Below are 18,531 nucleotides of genomic sequence, written 5' to 3'. Positions count from 1 at the left end.
CCCGGCCGCGGACGTCGATACGCTGCTCAACGTCACCATCACGACGCAGGGAGTATTCGTGGTCAGGCGCGGACGGCACCGCCTCCCGCGGCCCCGGGTTCGTCGGCGCAGGGCCGTCGTCCTGGGTGCCGTCGGCAGCGCCGTGGTGCTCGGGCTCGGCGCGACCATGGTGCCGCTGCTCGCCGCCGGCGACCGGCCGATTCTGGTGGTGGCCGACACCACCGCCACGACGGTGCCGCAGGACGGCGACAACAGCGTCGGGAGGCCGGTCCCGTCGCCTCCTCCGCCCAGCGTCGGTCCGACCCTGCCGCGCCCGAGCCCCGCGTCGACGCCGCCGACGCCGCCGACGCCGACGCCGCCGACGCCGCCGGCGGCGGATCCGTCCGGGTGCGGCGTGGTCTCGGACAAGCTGGTCCCGTCGTGCGGGGCCTGGTGGGGGTTGTACTCGCCGTCGAGCGCGTCCACGGGGTGGGACCACGGCAGGGCGATCACCGACGTGGAGCAGCAGGTCGGGCGGACCTTCGACATCGTGCACCGCTACCACGACTTCTCCAACACCGGCAGCAACGGTGCCTTTCCGGACGCGTACCAGCAGCGGCAGATGCGCGAGGGGCGCCTGATGTTCTTCGCCTGGGAGAGTCGGATCTTCTCCTCGGGCACGGTGCTGACCTGGTCGGACGTCTCCAGCGGGCGTTACGACGCGACCATCGACGCGGTCGCCGCCCGGATCGGGGCGATCGGACAGCCGGTCTTTATGGGTTTCGACCACGAGCCGGAGGACGAGCCGGCCAAGGGCGGCGACGCCGACTTCGTCCGGGCCTGGCGGTACGTCCACGACCGGTTCGCGGCGGCCGGGGTCGGCAACGCCGTCTGGGTGTGGACGATGATGGGCTGGTCCGGCCACTACGACCGGTACGCCGGACTCTATCCCGGTGACCGCTATGTGGACTGGGTGGCCTGGGATCCGTACAACTTCCACGTCTGCAACGGCAGCACGCTCTGGAAGGGGCCGGCCACGACGATCGGCTCCTTCTACCGCTGGCTCGACGAGCAGGGCATCGGAGCGGGCAAGCCGCGGATGCTGGCGGAGTTCGGCACGAACTTCGACGCCTCCGATCCGTCGGCCAAGCGGCGCTGGTTCGAGGAGGTTCCGGCGGCGCTGAAGGCCCACCCGAAGATCAAGGCGGCCAACTACTTCAACTCGCCGGGCATGACGCGGACGACCGGCGGTTGCAACATGACGATGAACCACGACCCGGCGGCGGTGGCCGGGTTCGCCGCCGCGGGGCAGGACGGCTACCTGCGCCAGCCGACGGGAGGGCGTCGTTGAGCTGAGGAGAACCGCCCTGGCCGGGGTCGCCGCGACGGTTGTCGGCCATCCGACCGGCGGCTAATTTGTCCGTTTCCGGATTCACCGAACGGCCAATCGGCTGATGTCGCCCTCCGGGTTGGAGCGGGCACGCTACGTGCATCCTCGTCCATCCTGGAGGCGCAGCGTGCGCAGATCGTCCCTTTCGTGGCGTCCCACCTGGCGACATCGTCTCCGGGTCGGCGTCGTCGCGTTGGTCGTCGTCGTGGCCGTACCGGCGGTGCCCGGTCCGGCCATCGCCGCGGTGGTGCCGGTGCCCGAGTCGGCGACGCTGGTGACGGCGAATCCCGCCGGCCACACCCCGCACGCCCGCGACGGTGAGGTCCGCGCCTTCGCGCAGGTGGGCGCCATGGTGTTCGTGGGGGGCAGCTTCACCCAGGTCCGTCAGGCGACCAGCGCGCCGTGGGCCGGCAAACGCTACCTGTTCGCGTACGACCGCAGCACCGGCACCATCTCCACCAGGTTTCTGCCGGTGCTCGACGGGGCGGTCAACTCGCTCGTCGCGGGTCCCGGGGGGACGCTGATCGTCGGCGGGGCGTTCAAGAACGTCAACGGGGTGGCCCGCCGGAACCTGGTGGCACTCGATCCCAACACCGGCATGATCATCGACAGCTGGGTCGGCCGTTCCGACGGCGGCACCGTCCGCGACCTGGTGCTGCACGGCGACTGGCTCTATGTGGCCGGGGCGTTCAACTGGCTCAACGGCACCGCCCACGCCGGGCTCGGCCGGCTGGACGCGACGACCGGTGCCGTCGACCCCGCCTTCGACATCAACACCACCGTGGGCCGGCACGGCAGCAGCATGTATGCCTGGACCATCGACGTCTCTCCGGACGGCAACACCCTCGTCGTCGGCGGCAACTTCCGCTACGTCAACCACCTGCCGCGCGACCAGCTGGCGCTTGTCGACCTCACCGCCACGCCGAGCGTGATCGACTGGAGTACCGAGAAGTTCGGGCCACCGTGCGCCGCCCCGGCGACGTTCGTGCACTACGTGCAGGACGTGCGCTTCGGTGGCGACGGCACCTGGTTCGTGGTCGGCACCAACGGCGGCCTGGGCTGGCCGGCCGCGTACTGCGACGCGCTGGTCCGCTTCGAGACCGCCGCCCGGGGCGCCAACCAGCTTGCCACCTGGGTCAACTACACCGGCAACGACACCATCACCTCGGTCGAGGTCGCCGACAATGTCATCTACCTCGGTGGGCACTTCCGCTGGCTCAACAATCCGCACGCCATCGACGTGGCCGGCAACGGCGCTGTCGACCGACTCGGCATCGGTGCGGTCACCCCGGCCACCGGCATGCCGGTGAACTGGAATCCGCGCCGCAGCGGTGGTTCCGCGTTGCCCCCCGGCGCCACCTCCTGGGGTTCGTCGATGCCGGTGCTCTGGCGCGGCACCGACGGGCTCTACTTCGGGCACAACTCCGACGGGATGGGCAACGAGTACCACGGCCGTCTCGGCATGTTCCCGATCGATGGCGGGCGCGGCATCACACCGAAGAACCCGCCCACGGCGGGTGTCGGCCACCTCTACCTCGGCAGCGGTGGTGGCCGGCTGGCAAGAGTGCCGTTCGACGGCACCTCCCTCGGCGCACCCACCACCGTCGACCAGCCGAACTACACCGGCGCCGGCGCGACCTGGCGGGTCGACGACCGGATCTACTGGTCGCGCCCGGTCTCCGGCACCCCGACCGGCAGCCGCATCGACATCTCACTGTTCAACGGGTCGACGATCGGCGCGCCCTGGGAGGCGTCGGGCTACAACGACTGGTTCGACCCCGCGCTGCTGACCGGGGCCTTCTTCCTCGATGGTCGGCTCTACTACACGCGTAGCGGCGCCAGCGGCCTCTGCTACCGCTACTTCGAGATCGACGGCAACTACCTCGGCGCCACCGAGTTCCTGTTGCCGACCACGGGTGTCACCTGGTCGGCGGTGCGCGGCATGGCCTGGGTGGACGGTCGGATCGTGCACGGTGCCACCGACGGACTGCTGCGCAGCGTGCCGTTCGACCCGACCGCCGCCCCGGCCGCGGTGGTCGACGGTGCGGAGACGACGGTGGTCGGGACTGCCGTGTCGCAGCTGACCTGGTCAAGTCCGTCGATGTTCTTTTCAGTGCCGTAGCGTTCACTGTTTGTAATTGTCCCTCGCTAGTTTGTTCACGATGGCCGGCATCGGACGTACCGTCGCGGGTCCACCGAACGTGGGAGGCTCGTTGACCAGCATCCGCCGTGGGCTCGCGTTGCGCGGCGTCTTCGCGGTCAAGCGCGGCTGGTACCGGCTGCGCTACCCGCGCCTGCGGCTCGGCGCGGGGGTGGAGATCCGGGGCCGGATCCGGCTGCGTCGCGGGGTACGGGTGACCATCGGCGACCACACCCGGCTGAACAAGCTGGTCCGCTTCGCCGGGCCCGGTGAGGTGCGGATCGGCGCCGACTGCCTGCTCAACGCGACCTGGATCGGCGTCTGGACCTCCGTGACCGTCGGAGACCGCTGCCTGCTGTCGGATTGCGAACTGTTGGACAACGACTTCCACAACCTCGCACCGGCCCGACGGCACGACCCGCCGGCGGCGGCCACCCGTGCTCCGATCGCGATCGGGGACAACGTGTGGATCGGGGCGCACGCGCTGGTCATGAAGGGCGTCCGGATCGGCCGGGACAGCGTGGTGGGTGCGGCGACGGTGGTCCGGGCGGACGTACCGCCCGGGGTGGTGGTCACCGGCAATCCACAACAGATAGCGAAGAAGTTCCATGACTGATGCCACGCCCAGTGCCTGGACCGCCGACGGCGCCACCGCCGGCGGGTCGCCCCGCACCGTCACGATCACCGACGTGGTACGCGTACCACTGCACCGGATCCGGCTGGTCGCGGCGGTGGCCGCACTCGGGCTGCTCGCCGCGACCGGCTACCTGCTGCTCTCGCCGCGCGCGATGACGGCGAGCGCGGTGGTGGCCGTCCGGCCCGTGGTCACCGACGCCTTCACGCCCAGCGGCGCCGCCGCCGACCGGGCGGTGAACATGAACGTGGAGAGCGGGATCGCCACCGGGACCGAGGTGGTCGGAAAGCTGGCCGAGACGTTCGGCTCGGACCAGCGGGCGGTACGCGACGCGCTCGAGGTGGAGGTGCCCGCGGGTGGGCAGATCCTGCGCTTCGTCTTCCGGGCGGGCAGCGCGACCCGGGCGGTGGCGGGCGCCAACCTCGCCGCGCGCAGCTACCTGGACGTCCGCCGGACGATGTACGAGAAGCAGCGCGAGGAGATGCTGCGCTCCTACGACGACAGCATCGGCAAGGTCGTCGAGCAGCAGGGCGCGGTGCAGCGGCGGATCAACAACGCCCGCGACCCGGCCGCCGCCAATGCGGCAGTCGCCGAACTCGGCGGGATCAACAACCAGCTCACCCAGCTCAACGCCGCGCGGACGGAGATCGCCGCGGTCGACGTCAGCCCGGGGTGGGTCACCCGTAGTGCCGAGCCGGCCCTGACGTCGGCGGCCGGCAACCCACCGCTGCTGCTGGCGGCGGGGTTGCTCGGCGGCATCCTGATCGGGCTGGTGCTGGCCTTCGCGTGGGAGTCCGTGGACCGGCGGATCCGGACCGTGGCGGACGCCCGGGACAGCAGCGGCGTGCCGCTGCTGGGCACCGTCCGGCGTAGGGGCTGCGGGGGCGGGTGGTCGACGCCGACGTGCGCTACGTCGCGATGGCTGTCGCCGAGCGGGTGCGCCAACCCGCCCGGGTCGCCGTGGTGACCGCGCGGGAGGATGCCACCGCGATCACCGCCGGGCTCGCGGTCGCGCTCGCCGTGGCCGGGCGGGAGGTCTTCGTGGCCGACGACAGCGGTCGGGGCGACCGGTTGCGGGCCGCGGTGCTCGCCGACCGGGAACGGCTCCCGGCGGGCATCGACCCGACCCGACCCACCGTGCCGAAGCCCCGGGCGGCCCCGACGGTGACCGACACCGACGACGGCCCCACCGAGGTGCTCAGCCGGCGCCCTCCCCGCACCCGGTCGGCGCCCGCGCCTCGACCGACCCCGAGGCCACCCTCACGCTGCCCCGGGTCGCCCGCTCCGCCGGAGCCGCCGAGAACGGCCGGCTGACCGCCGACGGGCAGGTGGTGGTGGGCGCCGGCAGCGTCCGGTTCGGCACCTGGCGACAGGGTGCCGACCATCGGCTCGTGCTGTACAACGCGCCGCCGACCGAGGCCGACGAGCGGGGGGTGGCGGTGGCCCGGCAGGGCACCGCCGTGGTCGTGGTGGAACGCGACCGCACCCGCCAGGCCGACCTGCGCCGGCTCGTCGGGCGGCTGCGGGCGGCCGGGGTGAACCCGCTGGGGTTCGTGCTGTGTCGCAGCGGGCGGGGCTGAGCGCCGTGCCGATCACCCGTGCCCCGGCGACCACCGAGCCGTCCCGGCCGTCGGCCCCCGCCGCGCGACCCGTGCCGCCCGCTCCACCGCGCCTGCCGCTGTGGCCGCTGGCGGCGATGTTCGGCCTGGTGCCGCTGTGGTGGCTGGCGGGCGGCTTCTACCTCGGCTGGCCGCTGCTGGGTGCCCTGCTGTTCACGTTGCTGGCGACCCGGGGCCGGCTGCCGCTGCCGCCCGCGGTGGGGATCTGGTTGCTGTTCCTGGCCATCGTGCTGGCCAGCGCGACCCGGCTCCAGTCACCGGTCTCGCTGCTGACCTTCGCGTTGCGGTTGGCCTTCTACCTCACCGCGTTGGTCGTCGCGGTCTACGTCTACACCGCCGCCCGGGAACGCCCCGACCAGGCCGCCGTCCTGGTGCCGCTCTGCGCGTTCTGGTGCGGGCTGGTCGTCCTTGGTTGGCTGGGTGTGCTGACGCCACGCTTCGAGTTGACCACCCCGGTCGAGATGCTGCTGCCCGGTGGCGTGGCCCGCGTCCCGTTCATCAACGACATGGTCCACCTCGGCACCGCGGAGTACAGCGTCCGGTCGCTCGACCCGATCTACCGGCCGGCGGCGCCCTACGCGTACACCAACACCTACGGCAGCGCGTACGCGCTGACGCTGCCGTGTGTGGTCGCGTACACGATGCTGCGTCGCCGCGGCCCGGTGCGGTGGGCGCTGCTGGTGTCGCTGCCGCCGTCGCTGGTTCCGGCGTTCCTCACGCTCAACCGGGCGATGTTCCTCAGCCTCGGCGTCGGCCTGGCCGTGCTCGGGGTACGGGCGGCGCTGCGCGGCAACACCCGGGTGGCCGCCTCCATCGTCGGGGTGGTGGTGCTGGTCGGTGCCGCCACGCTGGTCATCCCGGTCGCCGAGCTGATCGGCAACCGGGTCCAGTCCAGCGACACCAACTCCGATCGCCTCTCCCTCTATGTCGAGGTGCTGCGCCGGGTGGGGGACTCGCCGTGGCTCGGCTACGGGGCGCCGGTGGACGTGGACACCGTCTCCGCCGACGCGCCGATCGGCACCCAGGGGCAGCTCTGGATGGTGCTGTTCAGCCACGGTGTGCCGGCGCTGCTGTGCTTCCTGGCCTGGTTCGTCGCCGCCGCGCTGAGTTGCGCCCGAGCCACCTCGGCCGCCGGGCAGTGGCTCTCCGTCGTCCCGGTGATCTGCCTGGTACAGGTGCCCTTCTACGGGATGGCCAACCAGAATCTCGCGGTCGCCTTCTTCGCGGTCGCCTTCGCGATGGCGCTCGCCGAGCGGGAGCGACGCGCCTCGCCCGGCCGGCGGCCACCGGCGGCGGTGGGGCCGGTATGACGGCGACCACCAACCCGTCGGCGGGGACCGTCCCGGTGCGGCACCGAGTGCCGGCGGCGCGGCGGCGGCCGGCCCCGTCACGGTGGACGGCGCGGCCGAGGCCCGGCGCAGCGCCCGCGGCGGCGCCGCCGGGCTGCTCGGCGCGGCGATCAGCGGACTGTTCGGCTTCGTGCTCGCGGTCGTCATCACCCGCGGCCACGGCACCACCGGATCCGGCGCGTTCTTCGCCGCGATCGGCGTGGTGACCGTCGCCGCCGCGGTCTGCACCCTCGGCGCGGAGACCGGGCTGATGTGGGCGCTGCCCCGGCGCCGGGCGGGCGCGACCGGTGGCGCCGTCCGGGTGCTGGCGGTCGCCCTGGTCCCGCCGCTGCTGGTCGCCACGCTGGTGGCGGCCGGCGGGGCACTGGTCGCCGGGCCAGCCGCCGGCCGCCTGCTGGGTCCGGCGGGTGGCCCGCTGCTGGTCGTGACCTTCGTGGCGGTGCCGGTGGTGGTCGCGATGAACCTGCTGCTGGCCGTCGTGCGCTGCGTACGCCCGGTGCGCGCCTACGTCGCGGTGCAGTTCCTCCTGCTGCCGGTGGCCCGGCCGCTGCTGGTCGGTGCGGCCGTGCTCACCGGCGGCGGACTGCTGGCCGGCATGACCGGCTGGCTGGTGCCCGCCGCGGTGGCCCTGCTGGTGTGTCTGGTCCTGGTCGCCGGGCCGCTGGGCGTGGGTGCCGGCGCCGCGCTGCGGCCGGAGCCCGCGGACTGGTCCACGTTCTGGCGTTTCGCGTTGCCCCGCGCCGCGTCCGCGGCGATCGACGCCGGCAGCGTGTGGATCGGCGTGCTGCTGACCTCGGCACTGGCCGGCCCGGCCGAGGCCGGCATCCTCGCCGCGGTGGGCCGCTACGTCCTCGCCGGTCAACTGGCGATGCAGGGGCTGCGGGTGGCGGTCTCCCCGCAGCTGTCGCGGCTGCTGGGCCGCGGTGAGCGGGCAGCCGCCGCGGCCGTGCACCGGCAGCTGACCACCTGGGGACTGGTGCTCTCCTGGCCGGTGTACCTGCTGCTCGCCGTCTTCGCGCCGGCCTTCCTGGCGTTGTTCGGCCCGGACTTCACCACCGGCGCCGCCGCGCTGACCGTGCTGGCGCTGGCCATGCTGGTCAACACCGGCGTCGGCAACGTGCAGAGCCTGCTGTTGATGGGCGGGCGCAGCGGCCTGCACCTGGTCGCGGCGCTGGCCGGGCTGCTGGTCACCGTCGGCCTCGGGCTGGTGCTGGTCCCCGGGCACGGCGCGACCGGCGCGGCGGTGGCCTGGGCCGCCGGCATCGTCACCGAGAACCTCACGGCGGTCACCTGCGCCCGGCTGGTGGTCGGTGAGCCCCTGGTCGACGCCCGGCTGCTGGTCGCCGCCGCGGTCACCGTGGGTGGGGTCGGCCTGGCCGCGGTGGCCGGTCTGGCGGTGGCCGGACGCGGCACTTCCGGGCTGGCGCTGGCGGTGGTCTCGCTGGCCGCCATCTGCGTCGGTCTGTCGACGTTGTCCCGGGTACGGCATGGCATCCGGGTGACCGTGGCGCAGATCCGTGGCGGGTCGCCGGTCGGCGAAGCACCACGGCCGTCGAAGGGCAGGTGAGATCGTCTTGTCGTCCATCCGGGACCGGATGAAGCAACTGGTGCCGCCCCAGGTGACGAACCGGGTGCGGGAGAGCCTCGTCGACTACGGGGTACGCACCAGTCACCGCCGGCCGCTGCCGGACTTCCTCATCATCGGCACGAAACGGGGCGGCACCACCTCGCTGTGGAACTATCTCATCCGGCACCCGCTGGTACCCCGACTCTTCCCGGCCTGGAACACGAAGTCCTCGCACTACTTCGAGGAGCACTGGGGTCGCGGGGAGGCGTGGTACCGCTCGCACTTCCCCACCGTGCGGCAGCGGGAGGCGCTGGAGCGCCGCCACGGCGGCCCGGTCCGGGTCGGTGAGGCCGCCCCGCTGTACATGTTCCATCCGCTGGCCGCCGGGCGGGTCGCCGCGCTGATGCCCGCGGTGCGGCTGATCGTGCTGCTGCGCGATCCGGTGGAGCGGGCGTACTCGCACTGGAAGGAGCGGCGGACCAACGGCGTGGAGCCGCTGGACTTCCCCGCCGCGCTGGCCGCCGAGCCGCAGCGGACGGCGGGCGAACGGGAGCGGTTGATCGCCGGAGCGGACCACTTCAGCGAGCGCTACGACTGGTACACCTACCGGGCCCGGGGCCGGTACCTGGAGCACCTGCAACCGTGGCTGGAGCGCTTCGACCGGGAGCGGATCCTCTTCCTGCCCAGCGAGGAGCTCTACCGTGACGCGCGGGCGACCTACCGGCGCACCCTGGACTTCCTCGGCCTGCCCCCCGTCGACCCGCCGGACTTCAAGATTTACAACGACCGGCGTTCGGCGCCGCTGGAGCCGGCGCTGCGTGCCGAGCTGACCGAGTACTACCGCCCGCACAACGAGGCGTTGCGGCAGCGGCTGGGCTTGCGGCTCGACTGGCCGGACCGGGTCGCGTGACCGCGGCGACCGCGGCGGCGGCCGACCCTCGCCGCCGCGGCGACGGGTTGGGGTGGGTCACCCGGGCGGTCTTCCCCGACGAGCGGGTCGCGCTGACCGTGGACGTCGGCCCGCCGGCCGGGCACACCGTCGTGGCCCGCTACGCGGTCGTGCCGTCGGTCACCCGGGCGCGGTTCCTGTTGCCGCTGGGCGCTCCCCGGGTCGCGGCGGCGGCGCTGCTGGCGTACAACGCGCTGCGTCCGGCGAGGGTGCGGGCCGTGCGGGCGCTACTGGGCGTGGCGGCCCGGGCCGGCGTGGTCGACCGGGCACCGTTTCCGGTGTTGGCGGTGGCCGTGCCCGCCGGGCTGGACCCGGCGCAGGTGCTGCTCGCCGACCGGGTCGCCGGCCTGCTCGGCGCGCCATTGCAGGCGGCCTTCGGGGTGCGCCCGCCGGACCCGAACCACAAGCCCACGCTGCAACTGTTCGACCACACCGGCACGCCCCGGGCGTACGCGAAGGTGGGCTGGAACGACGCGACGCGGGCGCTGGTCACCGCCGAGGCGGCGGCGCTGCGCGAGCTGGCCGAGCTGGCCGGACGGGCGGGGCATCCCGTCACGCCCCGGCTGCTCGCCGAACTCACCTGGGCGGGCCAGGCGGTCGCGGTCGTGCAACCGCTGCCGGCGCGGGTCCGCGGCGCGCCGGCCACCGGTGCGCCCGACCTCCCGACGCTGCTCGCGGTGGCCCGCCGGGGTCGCCCGCCGGCCGGGCCCCGGCCACTGGCCGGCTCGCCGTTCCTGGCCCGGCTGGCGGCGCAGGCACAGCTGGCCGCCGCCGCGGACCCGGCCGGCGCTCGGGCCGTGGCGGCCGTCGCCGCGCTGGCCCGCCGGCACGGCGAGGTCACCGTCGAGTTCGGCTACTGGCACGGCGACTGGGTGCCGTGGAACCTGGGCCGGCACGCCGGTGAGATCGTCGCCTGGGACTGGGAGCACAGCGGCCCGGACGTGCCCGTCGGGTTCGACCTCGCCCACGACGCCTTCCAGCGCGCTCTCGTGCTGCGGGGGCGCCGGCCGGGTCGGCGGCCGACGAGGCCGGCCGGTGGCTGGACCGGCACGGCGACCGGTTGGGGCTGGACGCCCGCCGTCGACGGCTGGTGGCCGATGCCTATCTGCTGGAGATGTGGCTGCGAACCTGGCGCCTGGCCGGCGCCGGCGCCGGCTGGAACGCGGCGCTGCATCCGGCGCTGCTGGACACGATCGAGAAACGAGCTGGGGGTTGACCGGTTTGCCCCGGTCCACCGTCGACACTGACCGGTTAGGAAGGAATCCCGTAGGAAGACGGCCATAACTGGACGGCGGCCGTTCGACGTGCTCATGCCATCACAGGGCGGATCGAGCCATCAGCTGGTGAGGATCCTGCACCGGCTCGAACGCCGGGGGTCTGCTGTTGCGTGGCGCTGAGCGAAACTCCAAGCGGACTTGTGGGGAGTCGCGTGGACACCACGATGGAAGACCGGCCGCTGTTGCTGCTGGTCGGGTCCAGCGGCGGGCACCTGGCCCAGTTGCTGGCCCTGCAACCCTGGTACGAGACCTGGCGACGGTGCTGGGTCACCTTCGACACGCCCGAGGCCCTGTCGCTGCTCGCCGGTGAGGACGTGGTTCCGGCGCACCACCCGACCACCCGCCATCTGGGCAACCTGCTGCGCAACACGGTCCTGGCCGCCCGGGTGCTACGGCGGCGGCGGGTCGCCGCGGTGGTCACCACCGGCGCGGGCGTGGCGGTGCCGTTCGTCGTGTTCGCCCGGCTGCGGCGTGTCCCGACCGTCTACATCGAGGTCTACGACCGGATCGACACACCGACGCTGACCGCCCGGCTGTGCCGCCCGTTCCTGTCGGCGATGCTCGTGCAGTGGGAGGAGCAGCGCCGCCAGTACCCTGAGGCCACCGTCGTGGGGACGCTGTTGTGAGCGGCGACGTGTCGCCCGACCCCGGGCGGATCCGGCTGCTGGTCGCCGTCGGCACGGACAAGCATCCCTTCGACCGGCTGGTCGACTGGCTGCGGGAGTGGCACGGCGAGGTCGCCGACGCGGTCGTGCTGACCGTGCAGCACGGACACACCCGCGCCGCCGGCCTGCCCGATGCGGCGCCGTTCCTCGGCCACGCCGAGTTGCAGGCGGCCATGGCCGCCGCCGACCTGGTGGTCTGCCACGGCGGGCCGGCCACCATCCTGGAGGCTCGCCGGCACGGGCACCTGCCGATCGTGGTGCCCCGTGACCCGGCCCGCGGCGAGCACGTGGACGACCACCAACTGCTGTTCGCCCGCAGGCTCGGCGCGGCCGGCCTGGTCGCGCTCTGCGAATCCCGGCGGGAGTTGCTCGACGCGCTCGCCGCCGGGCTGTGCGACCGCTCGCGCTTCACCGTGACCGTGGACGCCGACGCGGCCGACGGGCGGCGGGCCGCGGTGCGGCGGGTGGGAGTGATCGTCGAGGACCTGGTGGCCGCCGCCGCGCAGCGGCCCCACCAACCCTGGTGGCGGCCGTGGCGCGGACCCGGCCCGGACGGAAGGCGGAACCGGTGACCCGATACCCGAGCGTGAGCGCCGTCGTGCCCACCCGGAACCGCCCCGAGCTGCTGCGGGCCGCGGTACGGGCCATCGTCGGCCAGGACCATCCCGGCCCGGTGGAGGTGGTCGTGGTGTACGACCAGTCAGCGCCGGAGCCGTCGCTGACCGAGTTGTCCGGACCGGGCCGGCCGGTGCGGGTGGTGACCAACACCCGCACTCCCGGCCTGGCCGGCGCGCGCAACTCGGGCATCCTGGCCGCCACCGGCGAACTGGTCGCCTTCTGCGACGACGACGACGAGTGGCTGCCCGGCAAGCTGCGGGCCCAGGCCGACGCGCTGGCCGCCACGCCCGGCGCCCAGTTCGTCAGTTGCGGCATCCGGGTCAGCTACGACGGGCACACCGTGGAGCGGGTGCTGGCCCTCGACTCGATCAGCCTGGCCGACCTGCTGCGCGACCGGATGACCGAGCTGCACCCGTCGACCTTCCTCATCCGGGCGTCGGCACTGCGCGACGGGTTCGGGCTCGTCGACGAGGAGATCCCGGGCAGCTACGCCGAGGACTACGAGTTCCTGCTCCGGGCCGCCCGCAGCGCGCCGCTGGTCAACCTGCCCGCCCCGTACGTGCTGGTGCGCTGGCACCGGCGCTCGTACTTCGCCCAGCGGTGGGACACCATCGCCACCGCGTTGCAGTGGCTGCTGGACCGCTATCCCGAGTTCGCCAGCCAGCCGGCGGGGCAGGCGCGGGTCACCGGGCAGATCGCCTTCGCCCACGCCGCCTCGGGCGATTCCCGGGGTGCGCTGCGCTGGGCCCGGCGGACCATCCGCGGTAACCCGCGCGAGCCCCGGGCGTACCTGGCGCTGGCGGTGGCCGGGCGGATGGTCCGCGCCGACACGGTGCTGCGCACCCTGCACCGGCGGGGGAGGGGCATCTGAGAGCCGGGCACCCGGCGTGACAGACTGACCGCTGTGTTGCGCTGGTTGACCGCAGGGGAATCGCACGGGCCCGCCCTCGTCGCATTGCTGGAGGGGGTGCCGGCCGGTGTCGAGGTGACCCCCACCCAGATCGGCGACGAACTCGCCCGCCGCCGGCTCGGCTACGGCCGGGGGGCGCGGATGGCCTTCGAGCGGGACGAGATCGAGGTCATCGGCGGCCTGCGGCACGGCGTGACGCTGGGCAGCCCGTTCGCCGTCCGGGTGGGCAACTCCGAGTGGCCGAAGTGGCGCACCGTGATGGCCGCCGACCCGGTCGACGCCGACGAGTTGGCCAGTCAGGCGCGCAACGCCCCGCTCACCCGACCCCGCCCCGGCCACGCCGACCTGGCCGGCATGCAGAAGTACGGCCACACCGACGCCCGGCCGATCCTGGAGCGGGCCAGCGCCCGGGAGACCGCGGCCCGGGTCGCGGTCGGCACGGTGGCCAAGGCGCTGCTGCGGCAGGCACTCGACCTCGAGATCGTCTCGCACGTGGTCGAGCTGGGTCCGGTCGCCGTCAAGCCGGGGCTGCGGCCCCGCCCGGAGGACGCCGAACGCATCGACGCCGACCCGCTGCGCTGCCTCGACCCCGAGGCCAGCGCCCGGATGGTCGCCGAGGTGGACGCCGCGAAGAGGGCCGCCGACACCCTCGGCGGCGTGGTCGAGGTGCTGGCCTACGGCGTTCCGCCCGGCCTGGGCAGCCACGTGCAGTGGGATCGCAAGCTCGACGCCCGGCTGGCGACCGCGCTGATGTCGATCCAGGCGATCAAGGGCGTGGAGATCGGCGACGGTTGGCAGCAGGCCCGGTCCCGGGGTTCCGAGGCGCACGACGAGATCATTCCCACCGCCACCGGCGTACGTCGGGTCACCGACCGGGCCGGCGGCCTGGAAGGCGGCATCACCACCGGCGAACCGCTGCGGGTGAAGGCCGCGATGAAGCCGATCTCCTCGCTCAACCGCGCCCTGGCCACGGTCGATGTCACCACCGGCGAACCGGCCACCGCGATCAACCAGCGTTCCGACGTCTGCGCGGTGCCCGCCGCCGCCGTGGTCGCCGAGGCGATGGTCGCGCTGGTGCTCGCCGAGGCGGCGGTGGAGAAGTTCGGCGGCGACTCGGTCGCCGAGATGCGCCGCAACCTGACCGGCTACCTCGACGCGCTGGTGATCCGGTGACCGGTGCGACCCGTCCGGCCTGCGTGCTGGTCGGCGCGCCCGGCTCGGGCAAGACCACGGTCGGGCAGGCGCTGGCCGCCGCGCTCGGCGTGGAGTTCCGCGACACCGACGCCGACATCGAGCGCCTCGCCGGCAAGCCGATCCCGGAGATCTTCGTCGACGAGGGGGAGGACCACTTCCGTACCCTCGAACGGGCGGCGCTGGCCGCGGCGCTGGCTTCCTGCTCCGGGGTGCTCGCCCTCGGTGGCGGCGCGATCCTGGCCGAGGAGAACCGGGCCGCGCTGATCGGTCACCGGGTGGTGCACCTCTCGGTGGAACTGCCCGACGCCATCAAGCGGGTCGGACTCGGCGCCGGCCGTCCGCTGCTGGCGATCAATCCCCGGGCCACCCTCAAACATCTGATGGACCAGCGTCGCCCGCTCTACGCCGAGGTGGCCACCGCGACGGTGTCCACCGACGGGCGTCCGCCGGAGGAGATCGTCGCCGAGATCGTCGCCCTGCTCAAGCGCTGAGCGGGGACCCCCGGTGCCCGCCGGTGGGCTAGGCTGCCGGGCGATGGACGAGGTGACCCGGATTCCGGTCGGCGGCGAGCGGCCGTACGACGTGCTGGTCGGGCGCGGCCTGCTCGGTGCGCTGCCCGGGCTGCTGCCCGACGCCACCCGGGTGGCGGTGCTGCACGCCCCGCTGAAGGACCTGGCCGAGGTGATCGGCGCCGGGCTGGCCGCGGCCGGCGTGGCGCCGCTGCCGATCGAGGTGCCCGACGCGGAGGCCGGCAAGCACGTCGAGGTCGCGGCGCAGTGCTGGGACCGGCTCGGCGACGCGGGGTTCACCCGGACCGACGCGGTGATCGGGTTGGGCGGCGGGGCGGTCACCGACCTGGCCGGCTTCGTGGCGGCCTGCTGGCTGCGCGGGGTGCGCTGGGTCCCGGTGGCCACGTCGCTGCTCGGCATGGTCGACGCGGCGGTGGGCGGCAAGACCGGGATCAACACGGCGGCCGGCAAGAATCTCGTCGGTGCCTTCCACCCGCCGGTCGGGGTGCTGGCCGACCTCACCACGCTGGACAGCCTGCCCACCGCCGACCTGGCCGCCGGCCTGGCCGAGGTCGTCAAGTGCGGCTTCATCGCCGATCCGGCCATCCTCGACCTGGTCGAGCGGGATCCGGCCGCCGCGACCGACCCGGCCGGGCCGGTGGCCCGGGAACTGATCGAGCGGGCCATCCGGGTCAAGGCCGACGTGGTCGCCGGTGACCTGCGCGAATCGGGCGTTCGGGAGGTGCTGAACTACGGGCACACCCTGGCCCACGCGATCGAGAAGGCCGAGGGATATCGCTGGCGGCACGGTCATGCGGTCTCCGTCGGTCTGGTGTACGCCGCCGAACTGGCCCGCCTCGCCGGCCGCCTGGACGCGGCCACCGCGCGCCGGCACCGCGACGTGGTGAGCGCGCTCGGGCTGCCCACCGGCTACCGGGCCGAGGAGTGGCCGCGACTGCTGGCGACGATGCGGGTCGACAAGAAGGCCCGGGGCAGCCGGCTGCGTTTCGTGGTGCTCGACGGGCTGGCCCGGCCGGCGATCCTGGACGGCCCCGACGACGACCTGCTGCACGCCGCGTACGGCGCGGTGTCCTCGTGAGGGTCTACGTGCTCAATGGGCCGAATCTGGGCAGGCTGGGCACCCGCCAGGTCGACGTGTACGGCGTGACCAGCTACGCCGACCTGGTCGAACTCTGCGAGTCGACCGGGCGTGACCTCGGTCTGAGCGTGACCGTCCGGCAGACCGACGCCGAGCACGAGTTGCTCGGCTGGCTGCACGCCGCGGCGGACGAGGGTGCCGCCGTGGTGCTCAACCCGGCCGCGTGGTCGCACTACTCGATCGCCGTCCGGGACGCCTGCGCCCTGCTGCGCGGGCCGTTGGTGGAGGTGCACATCTCCAATATCCACGCCCGGGAGGAGTTCCGGCACCACTCGGTCGTGTCGGCGGTGGCCACCGGGGTGATCTGCGGGCTCGGCGTCGACGGCTACCGCCTCGCCCTGCACCACCTGGCCGCCCGCCGGGGCGAGACCGGCTGAGCCCGCCCGCTCCCGGCCGGACCTTCGAGCCCCGAGCCTGCCCCGGGATTACCCTTCGCGACGGCCACCGTCCGTGACGCGCTGCCGTCGCTGTCACCCACCCCCCTGCGCGTCCTTTGCTCTGCTTCACTCCACGCAATAGCTGCTGAGCTGCGTCGCAGTGCTGCCGTCCGCCCGGACCTGCGGGCGCGGCCGGCACGGACGGTGACCGTTGCGTAGGTTGAAGCAGAGCAAAGGAGCCGGGGGGTGAGGTGGGCGACAGGCCGGGCGGCACCGACCGTGACGATTCGGGTTGTTCCGGCCTTCGGTCGACGGCCGGCGGCGGGTTGCGCGGCGACGAGTAGACTTGCCAGGTCTGTCCGCCAATTGATGATCAAGGCAGGAAATGGCCACCACCAACGACCTGAAGAACGGCCTGGTACTCAACCTAGACGGGGAGCTCTGGTCCGTCGTCGAGTTCCAGCACGTCAAGCCCGGTAAGGGTGGTGCGTTCGTGCGCACCACGCTGAAGAACGTGCTCTCCGGCAAGGTGGTCGACAAGACCTTCAACGCGGGCACCAAGGTCGAGACCGCCACCGTGGACAAGCGCACCATGCAGTACCTCTACGCCGACGGCGAGGACTACGTCTTCATGGACATGGAGACGTTCGACCAGATCATGGTGCCGGGTGGGACGGTCGGTGAGGCGGCCAACTACCTGTTGCCCGAGGCCGAGGCGACCGTGGCCACCCACGAGGGGGTGCCGCTCTACGTCGAGTTGCCGACCTCCGTCGTGTTGGAGATCACCTACACCGAGCCGGGCCTGCAGGGCGACCGCTCCACCGGTGGCAACAAGCCGGCGACCGTCGAGACCGGCGCTACCGTGCAGGTCCCGCTCTTCATCACCACCGGCGAGAAGATCAAGGTCGACACCCGCGACGGCCGTTACCTCGGCCGCGCCTGATGGCCGAGGGTCCGAAGCAGCAGATGCCGGCGCGTCGCAAGGCGCGCAAGCGGGCGTTGGACGTGCTCTTCGAGGCCGACCTGCGTGATCGTCCGCCGGTCGAGGTGCTCGCCGGCTACGTCGAGCGGATCGAGAAGCCGCGCCCCGACCACCTGGGGTACGCGATCGGTCTGGTCGAGGGCGTGGCCGGGCACCTGGACCGGATCGACGAGCTGATCTCCAGCTACGCCGAGGGCTGGACGCTGGACCGGATGCCGGTGGTCGACCGCAACCTGGCCCGGATCGCGGTCTACGAGTTGCTGTACGTCGACGAGATCGACGACGCGGTGGCGATCAGCGAGGCCGTCGAGCTGGCCCGGCAGATGTCGACCGACGACTCGCCCCGCTTCCTCAACGGTCTGCTCGGCCGGATCGCCGAGTACGCCACCCGCTGAGCCGCGCCGGCACCCGCACACCCGGCGGGTCCCACCGCTCGGCTGCGGCGACCGGCACGACGAAAAGGGGCCCGTGCCGTCCGGCACGGGCCCCTTTTCGTGATCGGCACTCAGGAGGCGAAGAACGCCCGGGGGTCGGCGACCAGCACGCCGTGCTCGGTCAGTCGCTCGATCAGGCCGGACGGCGAGGCGTCGTAGACGATGGCGAGGGCGCGCAGGTCGTCGGCGCGGATCGACAGCACCCGGCCGTTGTAGTCACCGCGCTGCTGCTGGATGGCGCGCGCATACCGGGCGACGTAGGCGAGGTCCTCGCTGGCCTCGTCGTAGAGCCGCTCCAGATCCAGAACGATCTTGCTGGTGGGTTCGTGCCGCACCCCGCTGCCGTCGGGCAGCAGTTCCGAGACCGGAACGCGGTAGAACTCGGCCAACTCGGCCAGGCGGGACACCGTGACGGCCCGGTCGCCGCGCTCGTACGAGCCGACCACCACCGCCTTCCAGCGCCCGTTCGACTTCTCCTCCACCCCCTGCAGGGACAGGCCCTGCTGCTGGCGGATGGAGCGCAGACGGGCGCCCAGAGACTTGGCGTATTCAGAGGGCATTCGGACACTCCCAGTGCTGCTCGGGGTTCTCCCAGCGATCGCTACGGAGCGTGACGGTACGGGGATTCGTAAACCTGGTCAAGTGGCCGTTACCCTCCCGTTGGGCACCCCGGGTGAGTTGTCCCCTTTCGTCGGCTGAACCGATCCGCGGTGATGACGGCCCGGCGTGGCCCGGGACACCTGTGCCCGAGCGCTGTCGGCGCCTCGACCACTGGTAAC

The 18,531-nt window shown here is 73.2% G+C and carries 19 protein-coding genes and 1 pseudogene; 19 read left to right on the top strand and 1 reads right to left on the bottom strand.

The features are described 5' to 3' along the window. Nucleotides 1–58 precede the first annotated feature (58 nt). From KIF24_RS18945 to nusB, 19 genes and pseudogenes are all read left to right on the top strand, one after another. Nucleotides 59–1,330, top strand: coding sequence for a glycoside hydrolase family 26 protein (locus KIF24_RS18945; RefSeq protein ID WP_221085185.1), 1,272 nt, complete (start codon nucleotides 59–61; stop codon nucleotides 1,328–1,330). A 232-nt stretch (nucleotides 1,331–1,562) separates the two neighbouring features. Beyond that, entirely contained in the window at nucleotides 1,563–3,491 is a 1,929-nt protein-coding gene (locus KIF24_RS18940) for a hypothetical protein (protein WP_221087437.1), read from the top strand. A gap of 91 nt (nucleotides 3,492–3,582) precedes the next feature. Beyond that, on the top strand, nucleotides 3,583–4,125 hold the full coding sequence (locus tag KIF24_RS18935) for an acyltransferase (protein ID WP_230415742.1): 543 nt from the start codon (nucleotides 3,583–3,585) through the stop codon (nucleotides 4,123–4,125). Further along, complete coding sequence (locus KIF24_RS33160) at nucleotides 4,118–5,110, top strand: GumC domain-containing protein (RefSeq protein ID WP_230415741.1); 993 nt, start codon at nucleotides 4,118–4,120, stop codon at nucleotides 5,108–5,110. The genes KIF24_RS18935 and KIF24_RS33160 overlap by 8 nt, the downstream gene beginning before the upstream one ends. After that, nucleotides 5,062–5,457: a hypothetical protein gene (locus KIF24_RS33155; RefSeq protein ID WP_230415740.1), complete on the top strand. Its 396-nt coding sequence runs from the start codon at nucleotides 5,062–5,064 to the stop codon at nucleotides 5,455–5,457. The genes KIF24_RS33160 and KIF24_RS33155 overlap by 49 nt, the downstream gene beginning before the upstream one ends. Before the next feature lie 20 nt (nucleotides 5,458–5,477). Beyond that, the gene (locus tag KIF24_RS33150) at nucleotides 5,478–5,723 is read left to right on the top strand and encodes a P-loop NTPase family protein (RefSeq protein WP_230415738.1); all 246 of its coding nucleotides are present in this window, start codon (nucleotides 5,478–5,480) and stop codon (nucleotides 5,721–5,723) included. 116 nt (nucleotides 5,724–5,839) lie between these two features. Beyond that, on the top strand, nucleotides 5,840–7,072 hold the full coding sequence (locus tag KIF24_RS18925; protein ID WP_230416630.1) for an O-antigen ligase family protein: 1,233 nt from the start codon (nucleotides 5,840–5,842) through the stop codon (nucleotides 7,070–7,072). Between the two features lie 82 nt (nucleotides 7,073–7,154). Then, on the top strand, nucleotides 7,155–8,678 hold the full coding sequence (locus KIF24_RS18920) for a lipopolysaccharide biosynthesis protein (RefSeq protein WP_221085183.1): 1,524 nt from the start codon (nucleotides 7,155–7,157) through the stop codon (nucleotides 8,676–8,678). A gap of 7 nt (nucleotides 8,679–8,685) precedes the next feature. After that, nucleotides 8,686–9,588 (top strand): sulfotransferase domain-containing protein, encoded by a 903-nt coding sequence (locus KIF24_RS18915; RefSeq protein WP_221085182.1) that lies wholly within the window; start codon nucleotides 8,686–8,688, stop codon nucleotides 9,586–9,588. Further along, nucleotides 9,585–10,843: pseudogene (locus KIF24_RS18910) on the top strand (hypothetical protein). Before KIF24_RS18915 ends, KIF24_RS18910 begins: the two are co-directional and overlap by 4 nt. A 225-nt stretch (nucleotides 10,844–11,068) precedes the next feature. Beyond that, nucleotides 11,069–11,530 (top strand): glycosyltransferase family protein, encoded by a 462-nt coding sequence (locus tag KIF24_RS18905; RefSeq protein ID WP_221087435.1) that lies wholly within the window; start codon nucleotides 11,069–11,071, stop codon nucleotides 11,528–11,530. After that, on the top strand, nucleotides 11,527–12,141 hold the full coding sequence (locus tag KIF24_RS18900; protein WP_331461194.1) for a glycosyltransferase: 615 nt from the start codon (nucleotides 11,527–11,529) through the stop codon (nucleotides 12,139–12,141). The genes KIF24_RS18905 and KIF24_RS18900 overlap by 4 nt, the downstream gene beginning before the upstream one ends. Continuing rightward, entirely contained in the window at nucleotides 12,090–13,058 is a 969-nt protein-coding gene (locus KIF24_RS18895; protein ID WP_269440751.1) for a glycosyltransferase family 2 protein, read from the top strand. The genes KIF24_RS18900 and KIF24_RS18895 overlap by 52 nt, the downstream gene beginning before the upstream one ends. Before the next feature lie 33 nt (nucleotides 13,059–13,091). Further along, a complete protein-coding gene (gene aroC / locus KIF24_RS18890) occupies nucleotides 13,092–14,270 on the top strand; it encodes a chorismate synthase (RefSeq protein ID WP_221085180.1) in 1,179 nt (392 codons plus the stop codon). Next, on the top strand, nucleotides 14,267–14,782 hold the full coding sequence (locus tag KIF24_RS18885; protein ID WP_221085179.1) for a shikimate kinase: 516 nt from the start codon (nucleotides 14,267–14,269) through the stop codon (nucleotides 14,780–14,782). The genes aroC and KIF24_RS18885 overlap by 4 nt, the downstream gene beginning before the upstream one ends. Before the next feature lie 43 nt (nucleotides 14,783–14,825). Then, nucleotides 14,826–15,899 carry a 3-dehydroquinate synthase gene (gene aroB, locus KIF24_RS18880; RefSeq protein ID WP_221085178.1) on the top strand — a complete coding sequence of 358 codons (1,074 nt, stop codon included), beginning with the start codon at nucleotides 14,826–14,828 and terminating at the stop codon, nucleotides 15,897–15,899. Then, complete coding sequence (gene aroQ, locus KIF24_RS18875) at nucleotides 15,896–16,336, top strand: type II 3-dehydroquinate dehydratase (RefSeq protein ID WP_221085177.1); 441 nt, start codon at nucleotides 15,896–15,898, stop codon at nucleotides 16,334–16,336. Before aroB ends, aroQ begins: the two co-directional genes overlap by 4 nt. Before the next feature lie 385 nt (nucleotides 16,337–16,721). Continuing rightward, nucleotides 16,722–17,279 carry an elongation factor P gene (efp, locus tag KIF24_RS18870; RefSeq protein WP_221085176.1) on the top strand — a complete coding sequence of 186 codons (558 nt, stop codon included), beginning with the start codon at nucleotides 16,722–16,724 and terminating at the stop codon, nucleotides 17,277–17,279. Between the two features lie 23 nt (nucleotides 17,280–17,302). After that, complete coding sequence (gene nusB / locus KIF24_RS18865; RefSeq protein ID WP_221087433.1) at nucleotides 17,303–17,713, top strand: transcription antitermination factor NusB; 411 nt, start codon at nucleotides 17,303–17,305, stop codon at nucleotides 17,711–17,713. Between the two features lie 110 nt (nucleotides 17,714–17,823). Here the strand turns inward: nusB and bldD are convergent, their stop codons facing one another. Next, nucleotides 17,824–18,312 (bottom strand): transcriptional regulator BldD, encoded by a 489-nt coding sequence (bldD, locus tag KIF24_RS18860; protein ID WP_007458348.1) that lies wholly within the window; start codon nucleotides 18,310–18,312, stop codon nucleotides 17,824–17,826. Between the last annotated feature and the right edge of the window lie 219 nt (nucleotides 18,313–18,531).

The organism is Micromonospora tarapacensis (assembly GCF_019697375.1).
Lineage (GTDB): Bacteria > Actinomycetota > Actinomycetes > Mycobacteriales > Micromonosporaceae > Micromonospora > Micromonospora tarapacensis.
The sequence above is the reverse complement of the archived record's forward strand: the minus strand, read 5'-3'. Positions and strand labels throughout refer to the sequence as shown.